General features: G+C 39.0%; 21 protein-coding genes. 18 read left to right on the forward strand and 3 right to left on the reverse strand.

Translation table 11 applies throughout. The features are described 5' to 3' along the window. The first annotated feature begins 213 nt into the window (after positions 1-213). The 18 genes from AC1M2H_RS09400 to ugd all read left to right on the forward strand — a co-directional run bounded on the left by AC1M2H_RS09400 (position 214) and on the right by ugd (position 21140). Entirely contained in the window at positions 214-1353 is a 1140-nt protein-coding gene (locus tag AC1M2H_RS09400; protein WP_480151162.1) for a polysaccharide export protein, read from the forward strand. After that, entirely contained in the window at positions 1353-1787 is a 435-nt protein-coding gene (locus AC1M2H_RS09405) for an arsenate reductase/protein-tyrosine-phosphatase family protein (protein ID WP_480151163.1), read from the forward strand. Before AC1M2H_RS09400 ends, AC1M2H_RS09405 begins: the two co-directional genes overlap by 1 nt. A 17-nt stretch (positions 1788-1804) precedes the next feature. Then, positions 1805-3967: a polysaccharide biosynthesis tyrosine autokinase gene (locus AC1M2H_RS09410; protein WP_480151164.1), complete on the forward strand. Its 2163-nt coding sequence runs from the start codon at positions 1805-1807 to the stop codon at positions 3965-3967. Positions 3968-4087: 120 nt separating this feature from the next. After that, entirely contained in the window at positions 4088-5515 is a 1428-nt protein-coding gene (gene wbaP, locus AC1M2H_RS09415; RefSeq protein WP_480151165.1) for an undecaprenyl-phosphate galactose phosphotransferase WbaP, read from the forward strand. 36 nt (positions 5516-5551) lie between these two features. Further along, complete coding sequence (locus tag AC1M2H_RS09420; protein ID WP_480151166.1) at positions 5552-6463, forward strand: glycosyltransferase family 2 protein; 912 nt, start codon at positions 5552-5554, stop codon at positions 6461-6463. Between the two features lie 71 nt (positions 6464-6534). After that, the gene (gene rffG, locus AC1M2H_RS09425; RefSeq protein ID WP_480151167.1) at positions 6535-7599 is read left to right on the forward strand and encodes a dTDP-glucose 4,6-dehydratase; all 1065 of its coding nucleotides are present in this window, start codon (positions 6535-6537) and stop codon (positions 7597-7599) included. An 18-nt stretch (positions 7600-7617) separates the two neighbouring features. Next, a complete protein-coding gene (rfbA, locus tag AC1M2H_RS09430; RefSeq protein ID WP_480151168.1) occupies positions 7618-8487 on the forward strand; it encodes a glucose-1-phosphate thymidylyltransferase RfbA in 870 nt (289 codons plus the stop codon). 2 nt (positions 8488-8489) lie between these two features. Next, positions 8490-9047: a dTDP-4-dehydrorhamnose 3,5-epimerase gene (gene rfbC, locus AC1M2H_RS09435; RefSeq protein WP_480151169.1), complete on the forward strand. Its 558-nt coding sequence runs from the start codon at positions 8490-8492 to the stop codon at positions 9045-9047. Between the two features lie 87 nt (positions 9048-9134). Next, a complete protein-coding gene (locus tag AC1M2H_RS09440) occupies positions 9135-10130 on the forward strand; it encodes an EpsG family protein (RefSeq protein WP_480151170.1) in 996 nt (331 codons plus the stop codon). A 25-nt stretch (positions 10131-10155) separates the two neighbouring features. Next, complete coding sequence (locus AC1M2H_RS09445; RefSeq protein WP_480151171.1) at positions 10156-11022, forward strand: glycosyltransferase; 867 nt, start codon at positions 10156-10158, stop codon at positions 11020-11022. A 22-nt stretch (positions 11023-11044) separates the two neighbouring features. Further along, positions 11045-12145, forward strand: coding sequence for a glycosyltransferase (locus tag AC1M2H_RS09450; RefSeq protein WP_480151172.1), 1101 nt, complete (start codon positions 11045-11047; stop codon positions 12143-12145). 12 nt (positions 12146-12157) lie between these two features. Continuing rightward, complete coding sequence (locus AC1M2H_RS09455) at positions 12158-13594, forward strand: hypothetical protein (RefSeq protein WP_480151173.1); 1437 nt, start codon at positions 12158-12160, stop codon at positions 13592-13594. A gap of 25 nt (positions 13595-13619) precedes the next feature. Next, positions 13620-14606 (forward strand): capsular polysaccharide synthesis protein, encoded by a 987-nt coding sequence (locus AC1M2H_RS09460; protein WP_480151174.1) that lies wholly within the window; start codon positions 13620-13622, stop codon positions 14604-14606. 77 nt (positions 14607-14683) lie between these two features. Next, the gene (locus tag AC1M2H_RS09465) at positions 14684-16216 is read left to right on the forward strand and encodes a lipopolysaccharide biosynthesis protein (protein WP_480151175.1); all 1533 of its coding nucleotides are present in this window, start codon (positions 14684-14686) and stop codon (positions 16214-16216) included. 12 nt (positions 16217-16228) lie between these two features. Next, entirely contained in the window at positions 16229-17251 is a 1023-nt protein-coding gene (locus AC1M2H_RS09470; RefSeq protein WP_480151176.1) for a polysaccharide pyruvyl transferase family protein, read from the forward strand. A 33-nt stretch (positions 17252-17284) separates the two neighbouring features. Beyond that, positions 17285-18139 (forward strand): dTDP-4-dehydrorhamnose reductase, encoded by an 855-nt coding sequence (gene rfbD / locus AC1M2H_RS09475; RefSeq protein ID WP_480151177.1) that lies wholly within the window; start codon positions 17285-17287, stop codon positions 18137-18139. Between the two features lie 189 nt (positions 18140-18328). Then, a complete protein-coding gene (gene gndA / locus AC1M2H_RS09480; RefSeq protein WP_480151178.1) occupies positions 18329-19735 on the forward strand; it encodes an NADP-dependent phosphogluconate dehydrogenase in 1407 nt (468 codons plus the stop codon). Positions 19736-19973: 238 nt separating this feature from the next. Next, positions 19974-21140: a UDP-glucose 6-dehydrogenase gene (gene ugd, locus AC1M2H_RS09485; protein ID WP_480151179.1), complete on the forward strand. Its 1167-nt coding sequence runs from the start codon at positions 19974-19976 to the stop codon at positions 21138-21140. Between the two features lie 400 nt (positions 21141-21540). Here ugd and AC1M2H_RS09490 read toward each other — a convergent pair whose 3' ends face one another. From AC1M2H_RS09490 to AC1M2H_RS09500, 3 genes are all read right to left on the reverse strand, one after another. Continuing rightward, positions 21541-21660 (reverse strand): small membrane protein, encoded by a 120-nt coding sequence (locus AC1M2H_RS09490; RefSeq protein WP_480151180.1) that lies wholly within the window; start codon positions 21658-21660, stop codon positions 21541-21543. A 208-nt stretch (positions 21661-21868) separates the two neighbouring features. Next, a protein-coding gene (locus tag AC1M2H_RS09495) for an IS5 family transposase (protein WP_480147878.1) occupies positions 21869-22674 on the reverse strand; the annotation gives its coding sequence in 2 pieces (ribosomal slippage) (positions 21869-22321 and positions 22324-22674; 804 coding nt in all). Positions 22675-22910: 236 nt separating this feature from the next. After that, a complete protein-coding gene (locus AC1M2H_RS09500; protein WP_480151888.1) occupies positions 22911-23915 on the reverse strand; it encodes an NAD-dependent epimerase in 1005 nt (334 codons plus the stop codon). Positions 23916-24440: the final 525 nt, after the last annotated feature.

The raw sequence follows: 24440 nt of genomic DNA on the forward strand, positions 1-24440 counted from the left end.
GTACCTGTTTGTAAAACAGCTCTTAAACCTTTAAAAGTAGGTGTATGCAATGGGTTGCTTGAATTGCAGTAGAGCCAGGGCGCTGAGAAACTAATTCAGATGTGAGTGTTTTGGGGCATTATGACGCACCTTGTGCGGGTTAATGAATCTTTGTCTTTGTCCGCGGCACGTCGGTCAAAGCATTAAATTAGAATAATTGATGGTAGATGTATCATGGAAAGACGATTCTTGAAAATAAGCGGGCTGGCATTGGCGCTTGGCCTGTTAAGCGGTTGTACGGTCGTTCCAGGCCAAGGTTTAGGTACCTGGAATAAAGATGTCATTAAGCCGACAGACAGTGACTATGATATCAATAAGCTGGTTAACGTTTACCCAATGACGCCTGGCCTGCTTGAGCAACTGCGTCCGAATACGGTTATGGCTCGGCCCAATCCCCAGCTTGATAACCTGCTGAAGAGCTATGAGTATCGCATCGGGGTGGGTGACGTATTGATGGTGACCGTATGGGACCACCCGGAGTTAACGACGCCAGCGGGCCAGTACCGTAGCGCCAGCGATACAGGGAACTGGGTTAACGCCGACGGCACGATTTTCTATCCCTACATCGGTAAGGTTCAGGTGGCGGGTAAAACGTTGAGCCAGGTACGCCAGGAGATTTCGAGCCGTCTTACCACCTATATTGAAAGCCCACAGGTAGATGTGAGTATTGCCGCATTTCGCTCACAAAAAGTTTATGTTACCGGTGAAGTGGCGACTTCAGGCAAGCAGGCGATAACTAATATTCCGCTAACCGTTATGGATGCGATTAATGCCGCGGGTGGATTGGCTGCCGATGCAGACTGGCGAAATGTAGTGCTAACGCATAATGGTAAAGATACCAACATTTCCTTGTATGCCTTAATGCAGAAAGGAGATTTAACACAGAACCATTTACTGTACCCTGGCGATATTCTGTTTGTCCCCCGTAATGACGATCTGAAAGTGTTCGTTATGGGAGAAGTAGGCAAGCAGAGCACCATGAAGATGGATCGCAGCGGTATGACGCTTGCTGAAGCTTTGGGTAATGCCGAAGGTATCTCTCAGTCAATGAGTGATGCAACAGGAATTTTTGTTGTTCGCCAGTTGAAAGGCGATAAACAAGGTAAGATTGCAAATATTTATCAATTAAATGCACAGGATGCGTCAGCTATGGTTTTGGGAACGGAGTTCCAGTTACAACCATATGATATTGTGTATGTTACTACCGCTCCTCTGGTTCGCTGGAACCGTGTTATTTCTCAGCTTGTCCCAACGATCACCGGTGTTCACGATATGACTGAAACAGTTCGTTATATTAAGAGATGGCCTAATTAATGTTTGATTCTATTCTAGTTGTGTGTACAGGTAATATTTGTCGTTCTCCTATAGGGGAACGATTTTTACGACGGGCGCTCCCGAATAAAAGAATAGACTCGGCGGGTACAGGTGCTCTTGTGGATCATGATGCTGATAGTAGTGCGATTAAGATTGCTGCTCAAAATGGCCTTTCATTAGAGGGGCATAAAGGGCAACAGTTTACTCCTTCACTAGCACGGCAGTACGATTTGATCCTGGTTATGGAAAAATTACATATTGAACAAATTGGTCGAATAGCGCCGGAAGCAAGAGGGAAAACCATGCTTTTTGGCCAGTGGATGGGGCATAGAGAGATCCCTGATCCATACCGCAAAAGTGAAGAAGCATTTGCTTCAGTATATCAACTGATAGAGCAGGCAGGTTTGCTTTGGGTTGAGAAATTAGGCGCATAACTATCAGGGATTATTGCATGTCTCCAGTTACAAACAAATCTGTCGCGAAAGATGCAGATGAGATCGATTTAGGTCGCTTAGTTGGTGAGCTTATAGATCATAGAAAACTCATTATTTCTGTCACTGCATTGTTCACCCTAATTGCGCTGATATATGCGCTTTTCGCAACACCGATATATCAAGCAGATGCCTTGATTCAGGTTGAACAGAAGCAAGGAAATGCTATTCTGAGCAATTTAAGTCAGATGCTACCGGATAGCCAACCAAGTTCAGCACCTGAAATAACGTTACTACAGTCTCGAATGATTCTAGGTAAAACAGTCAGTGATCTCAATCTTCAGGCACGAGGTGTTCAGAATTATTTCCCGGTGTTTGGAAAAGGATGGGCACGATTGATGGGGGAAAAACCTGGTCGTATATATATTTCGAGATTATATATGGCAGAAGATGGAAATGAAACCCCTGAATTAGAATTCATCGTTAAAGATAAGTTACATTATGTAGTTAATTACAATGACAGGCAACTAGAGGGAAAAGTCGGAGAGCTATTAGAGGGGAATAATCTCTCGCTGAAGGTTGATTCAATTGAAGCCGAGCCAGGAACTGAGTTTATCATTTCTTACGTAACTAAACTTAAAGCTATTACTGATTTACAAAAAGTGTTTACAGTTGTTGATGAAGGCAAAGATACGGGAATGCTCTCACTTTCCCTTACAGGTGATAATTCAGATTTAATTGTGAAAGTCATCGATAGCATCAGTAATAACTACTTGGCTCAGAATATTGCTCGCCAGGCCGCGCAAGATGCTAAAAGTTTAGATTTCCTTAATCTCCAGTTGCCCAAAGTAAGAGCTGATCTCGATATTGCCGAAGATAAACTTAATCAATATCGTCGGCAGAAAGATTCGGTCGACTTATCATTAGAAGCCAAATCGGTGCTTGAGCAGATTGTAAATGTTGATAATCAGCTAAATGAATTAACATTCCGTGAGTCAGAAATATCTCAACTATATACTAAGGAACATCCTACATATAAGGCATTGATGGAAAAGCGGAAAACGTTGCAAGATGAAAAAGGAAAGCTTAACGAGCGCGTTTCTGCGATGCCTAAAACGCAACAGGATATTTTACGCCTTAGTAGAGATGTGGATTCAGGCCAAGCGGTATATATGCAGCTTCTAAATCGCCAGCAGGAATTAAGCATTGCAAAATCCAGCGCTATCGGTAACGTAAGAATCATCGACAATGCTGTAGCGCAACCAAAACCGGTAAAACCAAAGAAAGTACTTATCCTCCTAGCTGGTATAGTATTGGGTCTTATCGCCTCATTTGGGATAGTACTTGTTCGTGTATTTCTGCGTAGGGGAATTGAAAGCCCAGAACAGCTCGAAGAATTAGGTATTAATGTGTATGCTAGTATTCCTGTATCAGAAGCTTTTGCAAAGAAAATGGTCCAGGCTCCTAGTTGGAGAAAAAGAGGGCATAGCGAATTTCAAGGATTCCTTGCTGTCGAAAATCCGGCTGATTTAGCGATCGAAGCGATTCGGGGATTACGTACTAGTTTGCATTTTGCGATGATGGAAGCCCGTAATAATGTATTAATGATTTCGGGGGCAAGTCCTAATGCCGGTAAAACCTTTGTCAGTACTAATCTGGCCGCTGTTATTGCGCAAACAGGTAAAAAAGTTCTCCTTGTTGATACAGATATGAGGAAAGGTTATACCCATAAGTTATTTAGTGTATCAAATGACAATGGCCTGTCTGATTTCCTGTCTGGAAAAGTTGAATTGTCTAAGACAGTTAAAAGCGTTTCTCAAGTGGGCTTTGATTTTATTTCTCGAGGAATCGCGCCACCAAATCCAGCGGAACTCCTCATGCATCGTAGATTTGGAGAGTTGATAACATGGGCAAGCCAAAATTATGACATCGTTATACTTGATACTCCCCCGATCCTAGCAGTAACTGATGCTGCGATTATTGGCCATTATGCTGGAACCACGCTTCTGATAGCCCGTTTTGAACAGAATACAGCTAAAGAACTAGAGGTCAGTTTCAAAAGATTTGAGCAAAGTGGAGTAATTGTAAAAGGTTGTATTCTTAATGGGGTTGTGAAGAAGGCTAGTAGCTATTACGGTTATGGCTATAGCCACTATGGGTATTCGTATACCGACGATAAGTAATCTCACTAATTATAGCCGGGCCATCGAAGGTCCGGCTTATTTCAGTTCTCTCTAATCACTATTATTCAATTAATATTAATAGTTTCTCAAAATATGCGTTATAAACATTGAGAGGGAATCATGACGCTCCTCGGTAGAAATGTTTTGGTCAGCGTGGCGCTAGCACTGTCTGATTTTATTAGTTTTACTGTTTCTATATATCTGGCTATGGGATTATTATCTATATCTTTAAGTGATTACGATAAAATAGTTCCAGCAAGTCAAACAGATGGATGGGTTGCATTACACTTACTATTGGCTGTTTGTTGTGTTGCATGGTACTCCATGCGCTTGCGTCACTATTTTTATCGCAAAACATTTTGGTTTGAATTAAAGGAAATTCTTCGTACATTAGTCATTTTTGCCATTATTGAAATTGCCGTTATGGCATTCACAACTTGGTCTTTTTCTCGTTATCTATGGGTTCTAACTTGGGTGTTTGTGCTATTCTTGGTCCCTGTATCTCGCATGTTAACCAAACGCGTATTAGATGCCTTCAATCTTTGGCGGCGTGATACCTGGATTGTTGGTAGTGGGATAAACGCAAATGAAGCTTATAAGGCAATTAATAGCGAGAGGAACCTGGGATTAATCATTGTTGGATTTATTCATAGTGACGGAGGAACCCCAGCGGGTGAGAAAATTGATGGTCTACCTGTATTAGAAAATAATTTGAACTGGTTGACAACAAAAGATAAAAAAACACAGTTCATTGTTGCAGTAGAATCGCATCAAAGTGAAATAAGAAATACATGGCTCAGAAACTTTATGATTAAGGGGTATCGTTATGTCTCAGTCATTCCAACATTACGCGGAATGCCACTTGATAGCACAGATATGTCTTTTATTTTCAGCCATGAAGTTATGATCTTCCGTGTTCAGCAAAACCTTGCGAAATGGTCATCGAGGGTTCTGAAACGTCTCTTTGATATTGCTGGTTCATTAACAATTATTATCATGCTTTCCCCTGCATTAATCTATATTAGTCGCAAAGTAAAAAAGGATGGTGGCCCAGCAATCTATGGGCATGAGCGAATTGGGAAAGGTGGTCGTTCCTTCAAATGCCTCAAATTTCGTTCTATGGTTATTAATTCAAAAGAGGTTCTGGCTGAGTTACTAGAAAATGATCCTGCAGCTAAAGATGAGTGGGATGCTACATTTAAATTAAAAAACGATCCACGAATTACTAAAATCGGTGGATTTCTTCGAAGAACCAGTCTTGATGAATTACCTCAATTATTTAATGTACTAAGGGGAGAAATGAGTTTGGTTGGCCCCCGACCAATTATCACTGCAGAGTTGGAGCGCTATAATGAAGAAGTCGATTACTATCTCCTAAGCAAACCAGGAATGACTGGTTTATGGCAAGTGAGCGGACGTAGTGACGTAGATTATGAAACAAGGGTATATCTGGATGCATGGTATGTTAAAAACTGGTCAATGTGGAATGATATTGCCATTCTCTTTAAGACTATTGGTGTAGTATTGAAGAAGGATGGTGCGTATTAAGCATATCCTTAAAGTTATTACATAAAGAGTTTTAATATGAAATACTATATTGCAATACCCACTTATAACGGTGGAGAGATATGGGAATCTGCTGTAGAAAATATACAGAAATATGCTCCTGCGGATTTGTTTATACATGTTATTGACTCCACCAGCAAAGATAATACAGTTTCAGTCGCCGAAAAGGCTGGTTTCGATGTAGTTACGATCGCTGGAAGTGATTTCAATCATGGAGGGACCAGAAATCAAGCAGTTGAGAAATATATTAATCACTATGATGTGGTTATTTTTTTGACTCAAGATGCTATCCCTCAACCAAACTTTATTGAGAAAATAATATCAGTCTTTTCTGATGATAGAATCGCATGTGCTTACGGTCGTCAGTTACCACATACGGATGCAAATCCACTTGCAAGACATGCTAGGAGTTTTAGCTATCCGGGGAAAGGATATATTTGTGGCAAAGAAAATATCCCAGAAATGGGACTGAAAACTGTTTTTATGTCAAATTCTTTTTCTGCCTATAGATTATCAACTTTTAAAGAATTGGGTGGTTTCCCGTCAAATACAATACTTTGTGAAGACATGTTTTTTACAGCAAAAGCTGTACTGGCTGGTTATAAGGTAGCCTATGTTGCGGAAGCAGAAGTACAACATTCGCATAATTATACGCCATCTGAGGAGTTCAAGCGCTATTTTGATATTGGTGTTTTTCACAAAGATGAACCTTGGATTCGGCAAAGCATTGGAGGTGCTGGAGGAGAAGGGAAGAAATATTTATTATCTGAAATTAAATTCTTACTAAAATATGCTCCTCATTGGATACCTCTTGCATGCATAAATAATTTTATGAAAATATTAGGATATAAGTTAGGGCGCAGATATAAAAACCTACCTAAAAAAATAATAAAATCATTTAGTATGCACAAACGCTATTGGGGTTTTTAATTTTATAGTTAATTTACAATTTTTGTACAGTAACGTTTTTACATTGAATAATTTTGATATAAGAGGGCAACATGAAGATAATTGTCACTGGTGGTGCTGGGTTTATTGGGTCTGCAGTAGTACGTCATATAATTAACGATACTAAAGACGAGGTTGTAGTTGTTGATAGTTTAACCTATGCAGGTAATCTTGAGTCATTGAAGGAAGTCAATAGTAGTCCGCGTTTCAAATTCGAACAGGTGAATATCTGTGACAGAAAAGAACTTGACCGTGTTTTCAATGAACAGCAACCAGATGCCGTAATGCATCTGGCTGCAGAAAGTCATGTTGATCGCTCGATTGACGGCCCTGCTGCGTTTATTGAAACTAATATTATCGGTACCTATACGATGCTTGAGGTGGGTCGATCTTATTGGAATCAGTTAAATGAGGAAAAGAAACAAAGCTTTCGCTTTCACCATATCTCGACTGATGAAGTTTATGGAGATCTTCACGGAACAGATGATCTATTCACTGAAACGACTCCCTATGCCCCAAGTAGCCCGTATTCTGCATCTAAGGCTTCTAGCGATCATTTAGTCCGGGCATGGTTGAGAACCTATGGATTCCCAACAATTGTAACAAACTGTTCTAACAACTACGGACCGTATCATTTCCCAGAAAAACTTATACCGCTGATTATATTAAATGCGCTAGATGGAAAAAACCTTCCAGTATACGGTGATGGTGGGCAGATTCGTGATTGGTTATATGTAGAAGACCATGCGCGTGCATTATATAAAGTTGTCACGGAAGGGGTGGTTGGTGAAACATACAATATTGGTGGGCACAACGAACGTAAAAATATTGATGTTGTGAAGACTATATGTCAGCTACTTGAGGAACTTGTTCCTGCTAAACCTGCTGGAGTTTCACATTACTCTGATCTTATCACATATGTGACCGATCGTCCTGGCCATGATATGCGCTATGCAATTGATGCCGACAAAATCTACAAAGAGTTAGGATGGAAACCACAGGAAACCTTCGAGAGTGGAATTCGTAAGACTGTTGAATGGTATCTCGCTAACGATGTATGGTGGAGCCGTGTAAAAGATGGTTCATACGCTGGTGAACGTTTAGGTCTATCTCGTTAATTATTCCAGGAAAATAAAATGAAAGGTATTGTTCTTGCAGGTGGTTCTGGCACTCGTCTTTATCCTATTACTAAGGGGACTTCAAAGCAGCTTTTGCCAATTTATGACAAACCAATGGTTTATTATCCAATCTCTGTTCTGATGCTTGCTGGTATTCGTGACATATTAATTATTTCGACTCCAGATGACATGCCTGGGTTCAAACGCTTGCTTGGGGATGGAAGTCAGTTTGGTGTAAAATTTAGCTATGCAATTCAACCAAGTCCTGATGGCCTTGCTCAGGCCTTCCTTATTGGTGAAGAGTTTATAGACGGGGACAGTTGTGCACTAGTTCTAGGGGATAATATTTACTTTGGCGAAAGTTTTGGACGTAAGTTAGAAGCTGTCGTGCAACGTACTGACGGTGCGACTGTATTTGGCTACCAGGTTATGGATCCTGAACGTTTCGGTGTCGTCGAGTTTGATGAAAGCAATCGCGCAGTATCGCTTGAAGAAAAACCATCCGAGCCTAAATCTAATTGGGCGGTAACAGGACTATATTTCTACGATAAGAATGTTGTGCAGATGGCAAAGAAAGTAAAACCTTCTGCTCGTGGTGAGTTAGAGATTACAACGTTAAATGAAATGTATCTTGAACTTGGCAATTTGCATGTCGAAAAACTAGGTCGCGGATTTGCATGGTTAGATACCGGCACTCATGAGAGTTTACTAGAAGCTTCTCAGTTTATTCATACAATAGAACAGCGTCAGGGTTTCAAGGTTGCATGCCTGGAAGAGATTGCTTACCGTAAAGGTTGGCTCACGAAAGAGGAAGTGTTATCTCAGGCTAAAATCCTTTCAAAAACTCAATATGGTGAATATCTCCAAACACTTGTGGAGGAGAAATAAACATGCAGGTTATTGATACCAAGATTGCTGATGTGAAAATTGTCCAACCAAAAATATTTGGTGATGCCAGAGGTTTTTTCCTAGAAACCTTTGAGAAAAAACGTTATCAGGAAATGTTAAACATCAGCTTTGATTTCGTTCAAGATAATCACTCCAGATCGTCAAAAGGTGTATTACGTGGACTTCATTTTCAAACACAACATGCTCAAGGTAAATTAGTACGTGTCGTCCGTGGTGAGGTTTTCGATGTAGCCGTAGATATTAGACCTCAATCTCCTACTTTCGGTCAATGGGAAGGTGTAATTTTATCTGAAGAAAATAAAACTCAATTCTGGATTCCTCCTGGACTGGCTCATGGTTTTGTTGTCCTGTCAGATATTGCAGATTTTGAATATAAATGTACTGATTATTACACTCCCGGCTATGAAGGTTGTTTGGCTTGGAATGACAGTGAGGTGAATATAAGTTGGCCAATTGATTTTTTGCCAATACTGTCAGATAAAGATGCAAAAGGTTTGAGTCTTCAAGAGATATCGCAAATATTAAGCAAGAGTAACTGATTATTTTGGCCAAGTAATAATGCTGCTTGGCCTCTTTTTATTGATTATATAGAGAAAATATATCTACATAGGGCTAGAATTATGGTTATGAATAATAGCGTAGAGAGGAGGAAAGATAAATTCTATACGAGAGAAAGCATTTTTATAAACTATCTAATATATTTCATTTTGACACCAGTTTTAATATACGTGGTCGGAGTGAAGAATAACAATGTGTGGATGGATTATCCAACCTATATTAAATACTTTGAAATGTCTGCGGCGAATAGTGTCACGGATATTTTACTTGCTGGGAAAGATCCTTTTTTCCAATTAATAAACAAGCCATTTACATTAATTAATGATGGTTTTGAATATTTCTTGTTTTGTATAGCTAGTGTGACGCTGTTGGTAAAAATTAGAGCGTTACAGAATAGCACAAATAATTTCTTTGTTCTTTTGATACTATATTTCTCTTTCCTTTTATGTTTACATGATTATATACAGATCCGGGTATCACTTGCAATTGCAATATGTGCATGGGCTATATATCTGTCCAATAATACTAAAAGAAGTCTATTTTTATTTCTTATTGCAGCATTAATTCATTTGTCTGTTTTATTAGTAATAATATTTTACTTAATATATTTGTATTGTTCTAAGAAAGTGCTGGTTTTAGCTATCATTTCATCTTTCCTGCTACCATTTGTAGCTTTCTCTGGGGTTATACCTAATGCAAGAATAGATACATATGTTGCACTTGCAGCAAGTAAAGATCAGTATTATCAAATTAATGTTTTTGCAACCCAACCAATACTTCAGGCGTTAAGTGTTATAATAATATTTTTCTCAAAACAACTATCTAAGCATAAATGGACATTTGAATTTTGCTTTTCATTAGCTGGTGTTTTCATATTCTATTCATTTTATAAAGTTCCAGTGTTTGCATTCAGATTATTTGAGTTAACTATGTTTTTTAATATCATTTTACTATCTAAAACTTTCAATCGGTCAATATTTATTAAAGGGATATGTCTCTTATACATATTGGTTGGTTTTAAAAACATGTTCTATGGAGCATCGGCACTATTGCAGTCTATATGAACTCATGGTTTAAGAAGAGGGTGTTATGAATTTCGGCGCGGTTTTTGTTTTGTATAATCCAAATAGTGAAATTGTTTCTAAACTTAATAAGTATGAATTTATTTTTTCAGATATCAAGCTTTATTTTGTAGACAATTCACCTTCAGCGACGTTGAATAGTTCTGTATTTTCAAGCGAAAAATATCATTATAATGGCAATGTGGGCGGGATTGCTGGTGCACTAAATATTGGTGTTGATGCATTAATTAAACAAAGCTGTGACTTTATCTTTACATTTGATCAGGATTCTGAAGTCCCAGAGGATTTTTTTGTATCAATGCGGAGTTTTATTAATAAGAAAAATGCAGAGATCGTATGCCCAAATTTCTATGATATAAATTCCAAAACATATGCTGCTTTTGTTGATTTGTCAAAATGGAAATATGCAGTAGTGGATAAACCCGAAACAACTGCATTTGCAATAAGCTCAGGGATGGGATTCTCTAAAAAAGTTTGGGATACATTAAGTCATTTTGATGAGTCGTATATTATTGATCATGTAGATACTAAATTTTGCTTAGAAGCACATGCTAAACACATACCTATATATGTAAACTATAATGTGTGCTTGAATCATGAAATTGGTAATAGAGTTGTCAAGAAATTTTTTGGCGTCACATTGAAACCAAACAATCACAATGAAATAAGAAAGTATTATATAGTCAGAAATGGAACGGTTTTGGGTTTTAAATATCTTCAAATGTATCCCTCGTACTTTTACCTTAACATCTTAAGGATAATACATGAGTTTTTATGCGTTATTTTGTATGAAAGATCTAAACTAAAAAAAGTTTACTTCATGACAAAAGGCTTAGTGCATTCCATTATCCACAAGATGGGTCCCGTGAAATAAATTAAAGCATATGAGGTTGGGTTTGAAACGAATATTATTTATCACCCATAATAATGAAGATGATTCTGATGGGATTTGGAAGAAAATAACTTTTCAGGTAAAAGCCTTCAGAGAACTAGGCTATTTTGTTGATTTTTTCTTTGCCCGTAAAGGATTCATCGTCTGCGATGATGGTATTAACGTTAGGACTTATCCGGTAAAGGCTACTCGCAAGTATTTATTTTATAAAATCGTTAATAAAATAATATGTTCTGATTTTCCTCCGCATGATTTTTGTTATGTAAGAAAACCCCATGGAGGATTATTTTGTTTGTATCTTTCATCCTTATTGGGCTATCTTAAAAAAAGAGGAGGGAAGGTAATTATGGAAATACCAACTTATCCTTATAAATCTGAACTAAAAACATTTAAAGAAAAAATTTTGGACCTTGTGTTTGATTTTAGTTGTGCTTTTTTCAAAAGACACATCGATATCATTTGTTATTTTGGGTCTCCAGTAAATAATATTTGGGGTGTGAAATGTGTGAGGATATCAAATGGAATAGATATAAATACAGTTACTTTAATTCCAGAGAAAAGCATTAAAAATGATTTTGTTCTTATTGGTGTCGCTAATTTGTCTTTTTGGCATGGTTATGATCGAGTGTTATATGGATTGGCTCATTATAAAGGTCTCTACAATGTCATTTTTAAAATTGTTGGAGATACTGAACCGGAACTATCTAGATTGAGAAAAATAGTCCTTAATTTAGATATAGAGCAGCAGGTTCAGTTTTGTGGGAGACTATCGGGTAAACAGCTTGAAAATGAGTATTATCAGGCTCATTTGTGCATAGATGCCGTTGGACGGCATAGGAGTGGTAATGATTATAACAGTTCGATAAAGTCTAAGGAGTACACAGCTCGCGGTTTGCCATTTATAAAAAGCCATGTTGATGATGCCTTTTCAAATAACGAATTTATTTTGGATGTTGAACCAACGGATAATGAGATAAATATAGAAGAGGTAATCACTTGGAGAAAGTGCCTTAGCATTGGATTCTCCCAAAGAGAAAGGCAGTACGCTATTGAAAATCTAACATGGGCAACTCAACTTCAAAAAGTATTATCGGAAATAAAATAAAGAAGGCGCGAGATGAAACGTAGACTATTTGTTCAGGCTTTATTTTCCACTATTAATTTACTTTCATTTCCATGTACTACCCGAGCTTCTTTAACAAGAGAGATTGACTCTGCAGAAGATTTAAGCATGACACCTCCTCGTTATGACGGGGAGGTAGTAATCCTAAAAGCATATTATCCTCATTCCAGTTTAGGAGGTGGGCGATTTATAGCCAAAAAAATTAAAAATAATACTGACCATGGTATGATTTTTAATACTGAATCAGACTTATCATGGTATAGAACTGATGCAAGTACACGTCTTATTGAGCCCGAATGGTTTGGTTGCATCGGTGATGGAGTGACTGATGATTCCTTGGCTTTTAACAAATTGTTAGGTTCACTTAATGACGGTGATACAATTGTTCTTCGTAAAAATGCTTCATATTACAATGCAGTGCCTACCAAGGATGCGCGTTTTATTATAAAAAACAACGATATTAAAATAATTGGCAACAGCGCTCGAATATTTAGAAGAAGTACTAGCTTTGAAACAAAAAGTAAAGACGTAGGCAATTTGGCTACTTTGAAGATAACCGGTAACAACGCTAAGATTATCGGCAAGCTAACTATTTCCGGAGGTGAAGATAAGGCTCTCTTAATGAATAGATTTAATTTTTCTGTTTCAAAGGAACGTTTCATAAGAGGTTTTTCAAGTTCACATGCATTATTTATTGAGAATGTTGATGGTCTATACCTATCGCCTGAACTAAAGTGCAATAATGCTATATTTCCTTTATATATAAATAAATCAAAGAACTTAGATATTAATGGAGAGTATAGTAACTCTGGTCAAGTTTACCCTGTAATAGGTAAAGATTTGCAGTTGGGGTCTTGTGTAAAAATAGCCAAATCAAATTCATTTAAAGTAAATATCAAAGCAAGTCATTCTGCATATTGTGGGCTCGAGATTGAGCCATACTGTGACACTGGCGATGTTACTATAACCGCAACGGACTGTTATATGCATGGCTGTATTGTACATCAATTTAGTAAAAATATTAAAGTCAATGTAAATCTTTCAGGCAGCGATAAAGGCGCAGGGATTAGAATAAGTTCAGGCTCACAAAATATTTTTGGTGATGTGTACGCATCCAATTGTACGAATGCAGTACTGATAGTCTCTAAAAATAATGCTATATGTAATAATATTAACCTTAAAATAAAAGGTGATAAAATAAAAGAGGATACTTTAGTAATTTATAATGATGATAAAATAAACCCATCGTTGATTAATGGTAAATTTATGATTTTGGAGGTAAAAGATTTTTCTCGGTTAATCAATATATCCAATTGTAATAACATAAATATTTCTTTGGATAAGTCCATATATAGAAATTTTGCTTTGAACAAGCAAAGTATTGTTAATTGTAATAACACACATATATCACTATTATCGGATGTCAATTAATCAATTGGTCTTACAGTAGGTATTTATGGATAAAGTGACGCTATCAGAGGCCGGAATGAACGATAATTTCATAAATAATAAAAAGAAACAAATTGATACTATAAATCTTTTTCTGAAACTTAGTACTCCTCTTAAAAATAGAGTGCCATTTATTCTTACAAAAAAAATTGATGACTATTTTAAGCTAAAAAAAGAGAATTTAGTATTCGATGTGTTGCAGAGTTTAAAAACCCAAAAAGGGGAAGGCGCATCACTTACATTTAAAAGAAAAGAGATTAATGCACGTGATGTTATTTGGACGGCTTGGTTTCAGGGCTGTGAAAATCTCCCTCCTTTAATTTATAAATGCATAGATAGCTTTACTAAGATTAATAATCGGAAAATTATAATTATAGATAAATATAATTATGGTGACTACATACAATTGCCAGCTTTAATTATTGAGAAATTTAATGAAGGACTTATTTCTTACACTGCTTTTTCAGAAATAATCAGAATTAGTTTATTAGCTGAGTATGGTGGTTTATGGCTTGATGCAACAATTTTTGTTGATAGGGACGTTTCGTTTTTGATAAAAGATAAAAAATATGTCTCACTGCGGTCACATAGAGATTTGGACAACGGAAATCTCATGGGCGCCTTTCCCGTTTATTTTCTATATTCAGATGGTCATTCTGAAGGTCTTGATGATATAAGTTTTTACCTGCTTACTTATTGGAAGTGTTTTGATGTGCAGGTTGATTATTTTCTAGTGGATTATATATTTAAGTTTGTTTATTTTAATAACAAATCCTTTAAACAAGACACGGATGCTAATCCTTTGCTCGGCAAAAAAAGATTTTTGCTTAATGATATTATGAATAAGCCTTACAATAAATCAGATTCTGAAAAGTTAAAAAATAATCAAGTTCCAGTTTATAAACTATCTAATAAATTGAAATACAACGAGTTCGATGTTTCAGGTAAGGAGACTTTTTTTAAAAGATTTATTAGGAACGAAAACCTTTATTAAAGTGAATACTTGGCATTAATATTTGTTTGGTGCCGGTTTTGTTTATATTATTGAATGAGTGCACCATTGGTGAACATATGAATAAGAATACTCTTATTTTTAAAAATAGTTTTTTTTTGGCTTTCAGGACAATATTGTCTCTTTTGGTTTCATTATATACGACTAGAGTAATATTAGAAGAGATGGGAGCTTCTGGGTATGGATTATTCAGCGTTATCTATGGCACTGTAGGTTTTTTTGTTTTTATAGTTCTTGCTATGAATGATTCGGTTCAGCGCTTCTTGTCGATGAAAATTGGGAGTGATGATATTCAAGGGACAAGAGATGTTTTTAAAAATAGCATTTTAATTTATTGTTTTTTTGGGCTTGCATTAATTTGTTGCTTGTTATCCATTAAAAATTTTGCTTTGCAAAACATCCTAAGTATTGATACGAGTTCGATGAAGACTGCTAGTGGGATATATTTTTTGGCGTGTCTGTCAATTTTTATTTTAGTAATTCAAACTCCATTTAACGCGCTTGTACTATCTTATGAAAAAATGTCGTTTTATGCTTACATGTCAATATACGATGCATGCTCAAAATTGATTTTGGCATTTGCAATTTCTCATATAGCCGCTACTGATAAAGTGACTCTATACTCTTTGTTGCTTTTAATTTCGTCATTTGTTGGTTTTATTTTATATGTTTTGTTTTGTTTTGTTAATTTTAGATCTTCTTTGTTTGGTGGTCGAATTAATAGAAATATTATTATCGAAATATATTCCTTTTCGTTCTGGAATGTGTTGGGTGGGTTCGCATCAGTATCAAGAATTCAAGGTATAAATATACTACTTAATATTTATTTTTCGACTGTCGTTAATGCTGCATTTGCAATATCTAATACCGTTTTAAATGCTATTAATTTACTTACACAATCCTTAGTAACTGCGATTAGACCTCAAATATATAAATCTTATGCAGCATCGGATGTTAAACGTTATTGCATGTTAATTCTTTTAGGTTCCAAATTTACATTTGTTTTTTTATCAATAATTTCATTGCCTATAATCATTAATGCTGATGAAATATTAAGGGTGTGGTTAAAGGATATACCTGAATATGGAGTAGTGTTTGTTAGAATCATTGTTATAATGGCTTTAATAGATAGTTTATCTTTTAGCATTATGGCTGGCATTCAAGCTACAGGGAGAATTAAAGCCTATCAGTTGCTCGTTGGTACGGTTATTTTTATCAATTTACCAGCCAGTTATATGCTATTGAAAAATGGTTTTTCACCGCAATTTATTGCATTCCCTTTAGTGCTAACCTCAGTTATTAATCTTAATTTGAGAGTTTTCTTTTTGGTATCTAAGGGGGTTTTTTCTTATAAAAAATATTATGGTGATGTTGTTATTCCTTGTGCTCTTTCTGTTTTAGTGTCTTTTTTGATTTTGTTCTATGTGAAGAGTTTTCTTTCAATTGATGGTGTTTTATACACGGTTGGTTTTTCAGTTTTATCTTCTTTTGTCACTTTGTTTTTATTATGGCTGTTTGCTTTTTCTGCACAAGAAAAACAATTTTGTTATTCAGTTATCAGAAAAGCCTATTCAATTTTAAAGAGTAAGTAAAAGGGGGTGTAGGTGAAACTATATTATTATGAGTCAAAAACGGGTAATTTTGGTGATGATATTAATAAATGGTTATGGGATGAATTGAAAAGTGATTTTTTTGATGATGATCCCAAAATAAGATTTTCTTCCATTGGTACAATAATTAATAAAGGTATGCCAACTGCGAAGAGATGGATTGTTTTTAGCAGTGGTATAGGTTATGGGTATGCACCAAAAGGTTTTGGTGATGAAGGATGGGATATCATTTGTGTTCGAGGACCACTGAGTGCATCTATTTTAGGGTTGGAAGAAAATAAATACATTACCGATGGTGCAGCATTGCTTTCGACGCTATCTGAGTTCAGGCCTTTGCCTGAAGAAGAACGCAATGGCGTAATTTTCATTCCACATCATAATGCTCTAGAAACCGGGAACTGGGAGGCGGTCTGTGGTCGCGCAGGGATTGAGTTTGTTAATCCAACATTAGACTCTAAGACTGTTATCCAAAAGATTAGGCATGCGAAGCTTGTATTGGCTGACGCAATGCATGCGGCAATTATCTCAGATGCAATGAGAGTTCCTTGGGTTCCTCTTGTTACCTCAGGCCAAATTAACACATTTAAGTGGCTGGATTGGCTTAAGACTGTTAATCTCCCTTATAAACCAATTGTATTAGGTTCTAGTTCTATTAAGGAATTGATTCGTGATAAACTTCTTTTCTTATACGGAGAAAAGTATTTTGTTCCAAAATTAACAGAAGACGCTGCAATAGATAATTTCAAGCTACATCGATTTGTTAAGTCTAACTTTTTATGGCCTTATTACTTTAAAATTTCAAAGTTTTTGTTTTATAAAATACCAATGCTTTTAGTTTCCATTTTAGGCTCTAGGTTGGTTAGGCGCTTAGATGAGAAGTTAATTATGTCGGCAAAAGGAAAAATAGAGAAATCTCTTGCCTCTCCTAGCTATTTGAGTCGTGATGATGTTTTTTTTGAAAACCAAGTAAAACTTAAAAAAGCATTTTCCGATTTTATTGAAAAATATACAAACTAAACATTAACATATAATGGTGGAGTAGAGGTGTTTATGAAAGTAATGCTTGTTGGCGGTAAGGGGCAATTAGGTTCAAGTTTCCAGAATGTAGTACCTAAAGAATGGACCTTGCATGTTACTGATTCGGATAGCCTTGATATTACTAAAAAAAGTCAAGTGTTAGAAGTAGTCTCGTCATTTAAACCAGATGTAATCGTTAACGCAGCTGCTTATACTGCTGTAGATAAAGCAGAGGTGGATGTTGAATTAGCTATCCTTGTTAACAAAACCGGGCCAGAAAATCTTGCATATGCGGCTGCAGTGAATAATTGCCGCTTTATTCATGTTTCAACTGACTATGTGTTTGATGGTAATGCTACAACCCGCTACAAAGAGACCTCACCCACAAATCCATTAGGTGTCTATGGTAAATCTAAGCTTGATGGAGAGGTCGCGGTTTCTACAATTTTACCGGAAGCTCTAATTATCCGTACCGCTTGGGTTTTTAGTGAGTTTGGTAATAATTTCCTGAAAACTATGTTAAGGTTAGCAACTGAACGCGAGAGCCTAGGAATTGTTGGTGATCAAAGAGGCTGCCCTACATACGCTGGTGATATCGCCTCCGCTATAGTCGAACTAATTAAGTTTGATGCAAATGGAGGGCTTTATCATTTTTGTGGTGATACAGAGGTTTCTTGGTTCGAATTTGCTGAATTTATTCTTAACGAAGCCTTGGCTCAAGATCGAATACCTAAAGTTCCAGAATTAAAATCGATAGCAACATCCCAATATCCAACACCTGCAAAGCGGCCAGCATATTCAAGTTTAGATACGTCTAAAATTGAAAGTATAGGTATCAAGGCATCTGACTGGAAACTGGCTGTTAAGAATATACTAAACGCCCTTTGATTTTGTGATTTTATTTGTTGAAATTTAATTTTTTATGTGGTAAGCCGTTGCGGCGATTTTCTGTTGAAGATTAATGAACTTTCACACATGCAGATTTACGCTATGCGCCTTAGTAGGCTTTGAGCTAACATAATCATCACATTTAGACTGCGAACGTGTCGCAGTGACCACACCAGACAGGAGTATGTAATGTCCAAGCAACAGATCGGGGTTGTCGGTATGGCAGTGATGGGGCGCAACCTTGCGCTCAACATCGAAAGCCGTGGTTATACCGTCTCCGTTTTCAACCGCTCCCGTGAAAAGACTGAGGAAGTAATTGCCGAGAACCCTGGCAAGAAACTGGTCCCACATTATACCGTTAAAGAGTTTGTTGAATCCCTCGAAACTCCGCGCCGCATTCTGTTAATGGTGAAAGCGGGTGCTGGTACGGATAGTGCGATAGACTCTCTCAAGCCGTATCTGGATAAAGGCGACATCATCATTGATGGTGGTAACACTTTCTTCCAGGACACCATCCGCCGCAATCGTGAACTGTCTGCTGATGGTTTTAACTTCATTGGTACAGGTGTTTCTGGTGGAGAAGAGGGCGCACTTAAGGGGCCATCTATTATGCCCGGCGGTCAGAAAGAGGCCTATGAGCTGGTAGCGCCAATCCTTGAGCAGATCGCCGCCCGAGCGGAAGACGGCGAACCTTGTGTAGCCTATATTGGTGCTGATGGTGCGGGCCACTATGTGAAAATGGTTCATAACGGCATTGAATACGGTGATATGCAGCTCATTGCAGAAGCGTACGCTTTGCTGAAAGGCGGCCTTGCGCTGTCGAATGAAGAACTGGCTACAACCTTCACTGAGTGGAATAAAGGTGAGTTAAGCAGCTACCTGATAGATATCACTAAAGACATCTTCACTAAAAAAGATGACGAAGGTAAATACCTGGTTGACGTGATTCTTGATGAAGCGGCTAACAAAGGTACCGGTAAATGGACTAGCCAGAGTTCTCTGGATCTGGGTGAACCTCTGTCCCTGATCACTGAGTCAGTATTCGCTCGCTACATCTCTTCTCTGAAAGATCAGCGTGTTGCCGCTTCTAAAGTGTTGACTGGTCCTCAGGCGCAACCGGCTAGTGATAAAGCAGAATTTATCGAGAAAGTGCGTCGTGCTCTTTATCTGGGTAAAATTGTTTCCTACGCGCAGGGCTTCTCTCAACTGCGTGCTGCATCTAATGAATACAGCTGGGACCTGAACTACGGTGAGATTGCTAAAATCTTCCGTGCGGGTTGCATTATTCGTGCACAGTTCCTGCAGAAAATTACTGATGGTTACGAAGAAAATGCAGGGATTGCTAACCTGTTACTGGCACCGTACTTCAAACAGATTGCGGATGAATACCAGCAGGCGTTGCGAGATGTAGTTGCTTATGCGGTGCAGAATGGTATTCCGGTACCAACTTTCTCTGCTGCTATCGCATATTACGACAGCTATCGCTCTGCAGTTCTGCCGGCTAACCTGATTCAGGCTCAACGTGATTATTTTGGTGCACATACTTATAAGCGTACCGATAAAGACGGCGTATTCCATACCGAGTGGATGGAATAATCACAGTTTATTAGACTAATCAAACCCCGGTTAATTAATAGCCGGGGTTTTTCTATAAACTTCTTTCAACCCGAACACTCTTATTGTGATTATCCGTTTCCTCCTTAACGCTATTCTGTTTGCTCTCAAAAAATGTCTGTCTTGACATACAGTCAGTCGGAGAGTAAAACCGCCACAAGTGTTGATTACCAGGGTGGCAAATTGCCATTGTCCAGTTAACTGATTAAAGTGTGATCGAATGAAAATTACTATTTCCGGTACCGGTTATGTTGGTTTATCGAACGGCATCCTGATTGCGCAAAACCACGAAGTGGTCGCGCTTGATATCGTTCAGTCCAAAGTAGATATGCTTAACCAGAAGATTTCTCCGATTGTCGACAAAGAAATCCAGGAATATCTGGCCGAAAAGCCGTTGAATTTTCGTGCGACAACTGACAAGCAGGACGCTTATCGTAATGCTGACTATGTCATTATCGCTACCCCGACTGACTACGATCCAAAAACGAACTATTTCAATACATCTACCGTTGAAGCCGTCATTCGTGATGTCGCAGAGATTAACCCTGCTGCGGTTATGATTGTTAAATCGACCGTTCCTGTTGGTTTTATCCGTGATGTTAAAGAGCGTCTCGGGATTGATAACGTTATTTTCTCTCCAGAGTTCCTGCGCGAAGGCCGTGCGTTGTATGACAACCTGCACCCGTCCCGTATCGTTATTGGTGAGCGTTCCGGACGTGCTGAACGATTTGCCAATCTCCTAAAAGAAGGAGCGATTAAACAGGACATCCCAACGCTGTTTACTGATTCAACTGAAGCCGAAGCGATTAAACTGTTTGCTAACACCTATCTTGCGCTTCGCGTTGCCTATTTTAATGAGTTGGACAGCTATGCTGAGAGCCAGGGTCTTAACAGCAAGCAGATCATTGAAGGTGTGTGCCTGGATCCGCGCATTGGGAACCACTATAACAATCCTTCGTTTGGCTATGGCGGCTACTGCTTGCCAAAAGATACCAAACAGTTGCTTGCAAACTATGAATCGGTACCGAACAACATCATTGGCGCTATCGTTGATGCTAACCGCACCCGTAAAGACTTTATTGCAGATTCTATTCTTGCGCGTAAGCCGAAGGTGGTTGGCATTTACCGTCTGATAATGAAGAGTGGCTCAGACAACTTCCGTGCGTCCTCTATCCAGGGCATTATGAAGCGTATTAAAGCCAAAGGTATTCCGGTTATTATTTACGAACCCGTCATGCAGGAAGATGAGTTCTTTAACTCTCGAGTAGTTCGCGATCTGGAAGCTTTCAAGCATGAAGCTGATGTCATCGTGTCTAACCGTATGGCAGAAGAACTTGCTGACGTTGCTGATAAGGTTTATACCCGCGATTTGTTCGGCAACGACTAGCATTTCGCTGACAATGACTGGCGGTACCTGCCGCCGGTCTGTTTTAACTATCTCTCTTAAACCCTTCTTGTCTCTTCCTCTACTGTCCCTACCACAAATAAAATTGTGATGTAGCCCGTAATCTAGTACTCCATCCATTGCACCGTCCGAACAGGTCGGATATGTTGTATCTACCTTGTGAAGAGCTACCGTCACTGTGATGTAGATGCTGGAGATAAGCGCCGGAAGGTAAAACGAAGCCTGCAATGCAGGCTTTTGTTATTTTTGTAGCCTGATGAGTTTGGTATATTACTGACTGAGTTTTTAGATTAATTAGCCATAGAGCCCATACCGAAAACAAAACGGCACGGTTACTTTTTTAAATTTTAGTTCGGTTATCATTTTACTGACATTGTGAGTGCTATTGACGTTTATTAAACGTTAACCTCGTTCTTTTTCTATCCTTTAAATAAGAAATTAAAGAATAAACAGAAACAGCGAGCAGTATGGCAGCAACGACCAAGAAAAGCAGGTTTTCCATAAGATCTACCAGAGCGAAAGTAACGGAAGTAAATTATTAGCTTGAAATTAAAAGACTGATAGAAACTATCTTTATCGTAATAACATAGCTTTTTCAAGGGAAATTCCTATGCGGTAATTGTGTTTTTTATGGAGAATAAGAAACTATACGTTCAAAAGAAAATTGGCTTAAGCTTTGGCTTTTTAGGTGAAAGTTACAATTTTAGAGCCTATCCCAATAGGATTTTGTTCCAGACAATGATGCCGCAGGCAAAATGCAACATGGCCTCGTAATTTTCGGCCTTCTTTTCCCATCGGGTCAGAACCCGGCGAAAGCGATTCATCCAGCTATGAGTCCTCTCGACAACCCAGCGATGGGCTTTGAAGTCGGTGTTTTTACCTGCATCAGACTCCTCTTTACGGGACTGGATATGCGGCTCGTAGCGGCGGCTCTGTAGATACGTTTTCAGCCAGCCAGCTTCGTAACCTTTGTCCAGGCAGAGTCTGAGTTTTTGCCCCGGACGCCCCGTCTGAAGTGCATCGAGCGTATCTGCAACCAGTTTGATATCGTGCGTGTTCGCTGCTGCAACAACCAGCGACAGAGGAAGCCCGTTGGCGTCTGTCAGCAGGCTACGCTTTACGCCTTGTTTCCCTCTGTCCGTGGGATTACGGCCTGTTTTTTTGTTCCTGACAATGGCGATTTGGTCATACAGCCGTCCATCGACAGCCAGGACCAGTCAATGCCGTCCAGATGTTCGCAGGCAAGCAAACCGTTCTGCCAGAAGCGTTCGAAGACTCCCGCATCGCGCCATTCCTGGAAGCGTCGGTGTGCAGAACTCGATGAACATATCCCGGTGGCGTTCAGGGCGTTCCACTGGCAACCGGTCCTGAGGACGAAGAATATGGCATCCATGGCAGCACGGTTATCAACGCGTCTACGATGAGTCCCCAGTGGGTGGCTGGTTTTATGCTCCGGGATGAGTGGAGCCATTTTTTCCCATAGTTCGTCGCTGATCTGCCACTTGCTACCCGCCATACATTCCCCCTCAGAAATTACCGTAACGTATTATACGATAATTCCTTTTGGGATAGGCTCTTAGTCTGCCATAAAGAAGCAAGCGCACTTCTCTTCGAAGAGGAGTAAGGTCTCTGTGGTTGATGAGATATGAACTTTTCGCATCAGTGAACAAGGTTAGGTGCCAGAGGGGAGGAGCGATACTCGACAAGAGAACCGCAGCTTATGCCGCTGCGGTTGAGAAACTGATTGCGCGATTATGCCTTGTAGTAGGCTTTATACCAGTCGACAAAATTCTGCACGCCTTCTTTGACGGTAGTCTGCGGCTTGAAGCCTACCAGCTCGTACAGCGGCTTCGTATCCGCGCTGGTTTCAAGCACATCCCCCGGCTGGATAGGCATCATGTTTTTCTCAGCGATCATTCCCAACGCCTCTTCCAGGGCGGTGATGTAATCCATCAGCTCAACCGGAGAGCTGTTACCGATATTGTAAACCCGATATGGAGCCGAGCTGTCTGCCGGAGAGCCATTCTCGACGCTCCACTCTGGGTTCGGCTGCGGGATAACGTCCTGGACGCGTACAATGGCTTCCACAATATCGTCAACGTAGGTGAAATCACGCTTCATTTTTCCGTAGTTGTAGACATCAATGCTCTTACCTTCCAGCATCGCTTTGGTAAATTTAAATAGCGCCATGTCCGGGCGTCCCCACGGACCATATACGGTGAAGAAGCGTAACCCGGTGGTCGGGATGCCATAAAGATGGGAATAGGTATGCGCCATCAGTTCGTTAGCTTTTTTGGTTGCCGCATACAGGGAGACCGGATGGTCGACCGAATCGTCCGTTGAGAAAGGCATTTTGCGGTTCAGACCATAGACTGAACTGGAAGAGGCATACAGCAGGTGCTGTACCTTATGATGGCGGCAACCTTCCAGAATATTCAGATAACCAATCACGTTGGCATCGGCATATGCATGCGGATTTTCCAGCGAATAACGCACGCCGGCCTGGGCAGCTAGGTGGATCACGCGAGCAAACTTTTCACTCGCGAAGAGCTGAGCCATGCTTTCACGATCGGCCAGATCGATTTTGTGAAAGCTGAACAGAGGGGATTGCAGTAAATCCAGGCGCGCCTGCTTAAGATTGACGTCATAGTAATCATTCATGTTGTCGATACCAACAACTTGATGACCCGCCTCCAGAAGGCGCCTGCAGGTATGGAAACCGATAAACCCTGCGGCTCCAGTGACTAAAAACTTCATGTTCATCCTCCGGGTTTGTTGTTTCCCGCTGTATATAATGGTTGATTTTACACTGGCTTGCCGTAGGGGTCATCTGCTTTACCGTTGTACAGCACCAAGGTGAGGGGAAATGCTTTTTAGCGTTCAGAGATCATACTATTAATGAACGTAATTGTTTCTAACCCTGCGTAAATAATAATCATTATCAACTGTGAATTGTTAGCACAATAATAGTCTGTGATGGTGTCTATGAGGATTAAGATGATGATGGCTCAGGAAGTAGCCAATTAAGGGGAGAGAAGGCTCTTGCCAGTATTGTTTCTGATTATGTTTTTTCCGAACATTTCCTAAAGATTATTCATAAATACTATATTGTTTTTCAATGAACATTGTGATTAATTCTTTGTTATCAACCAGTTGCGGGTTTTTCTTTGATTGCTCAAATAATATCTAGTCATGTGTAATTTTGCCATGACAGAGTTATCATGTTTTTTCATTTTTATTCTCACCGACCAGAGCTATAATACATAGCTAATTCATGTATGG

The sequence above is a fragment of the Klebsiella sp. F11 genome, assembly GCF_056712265.1.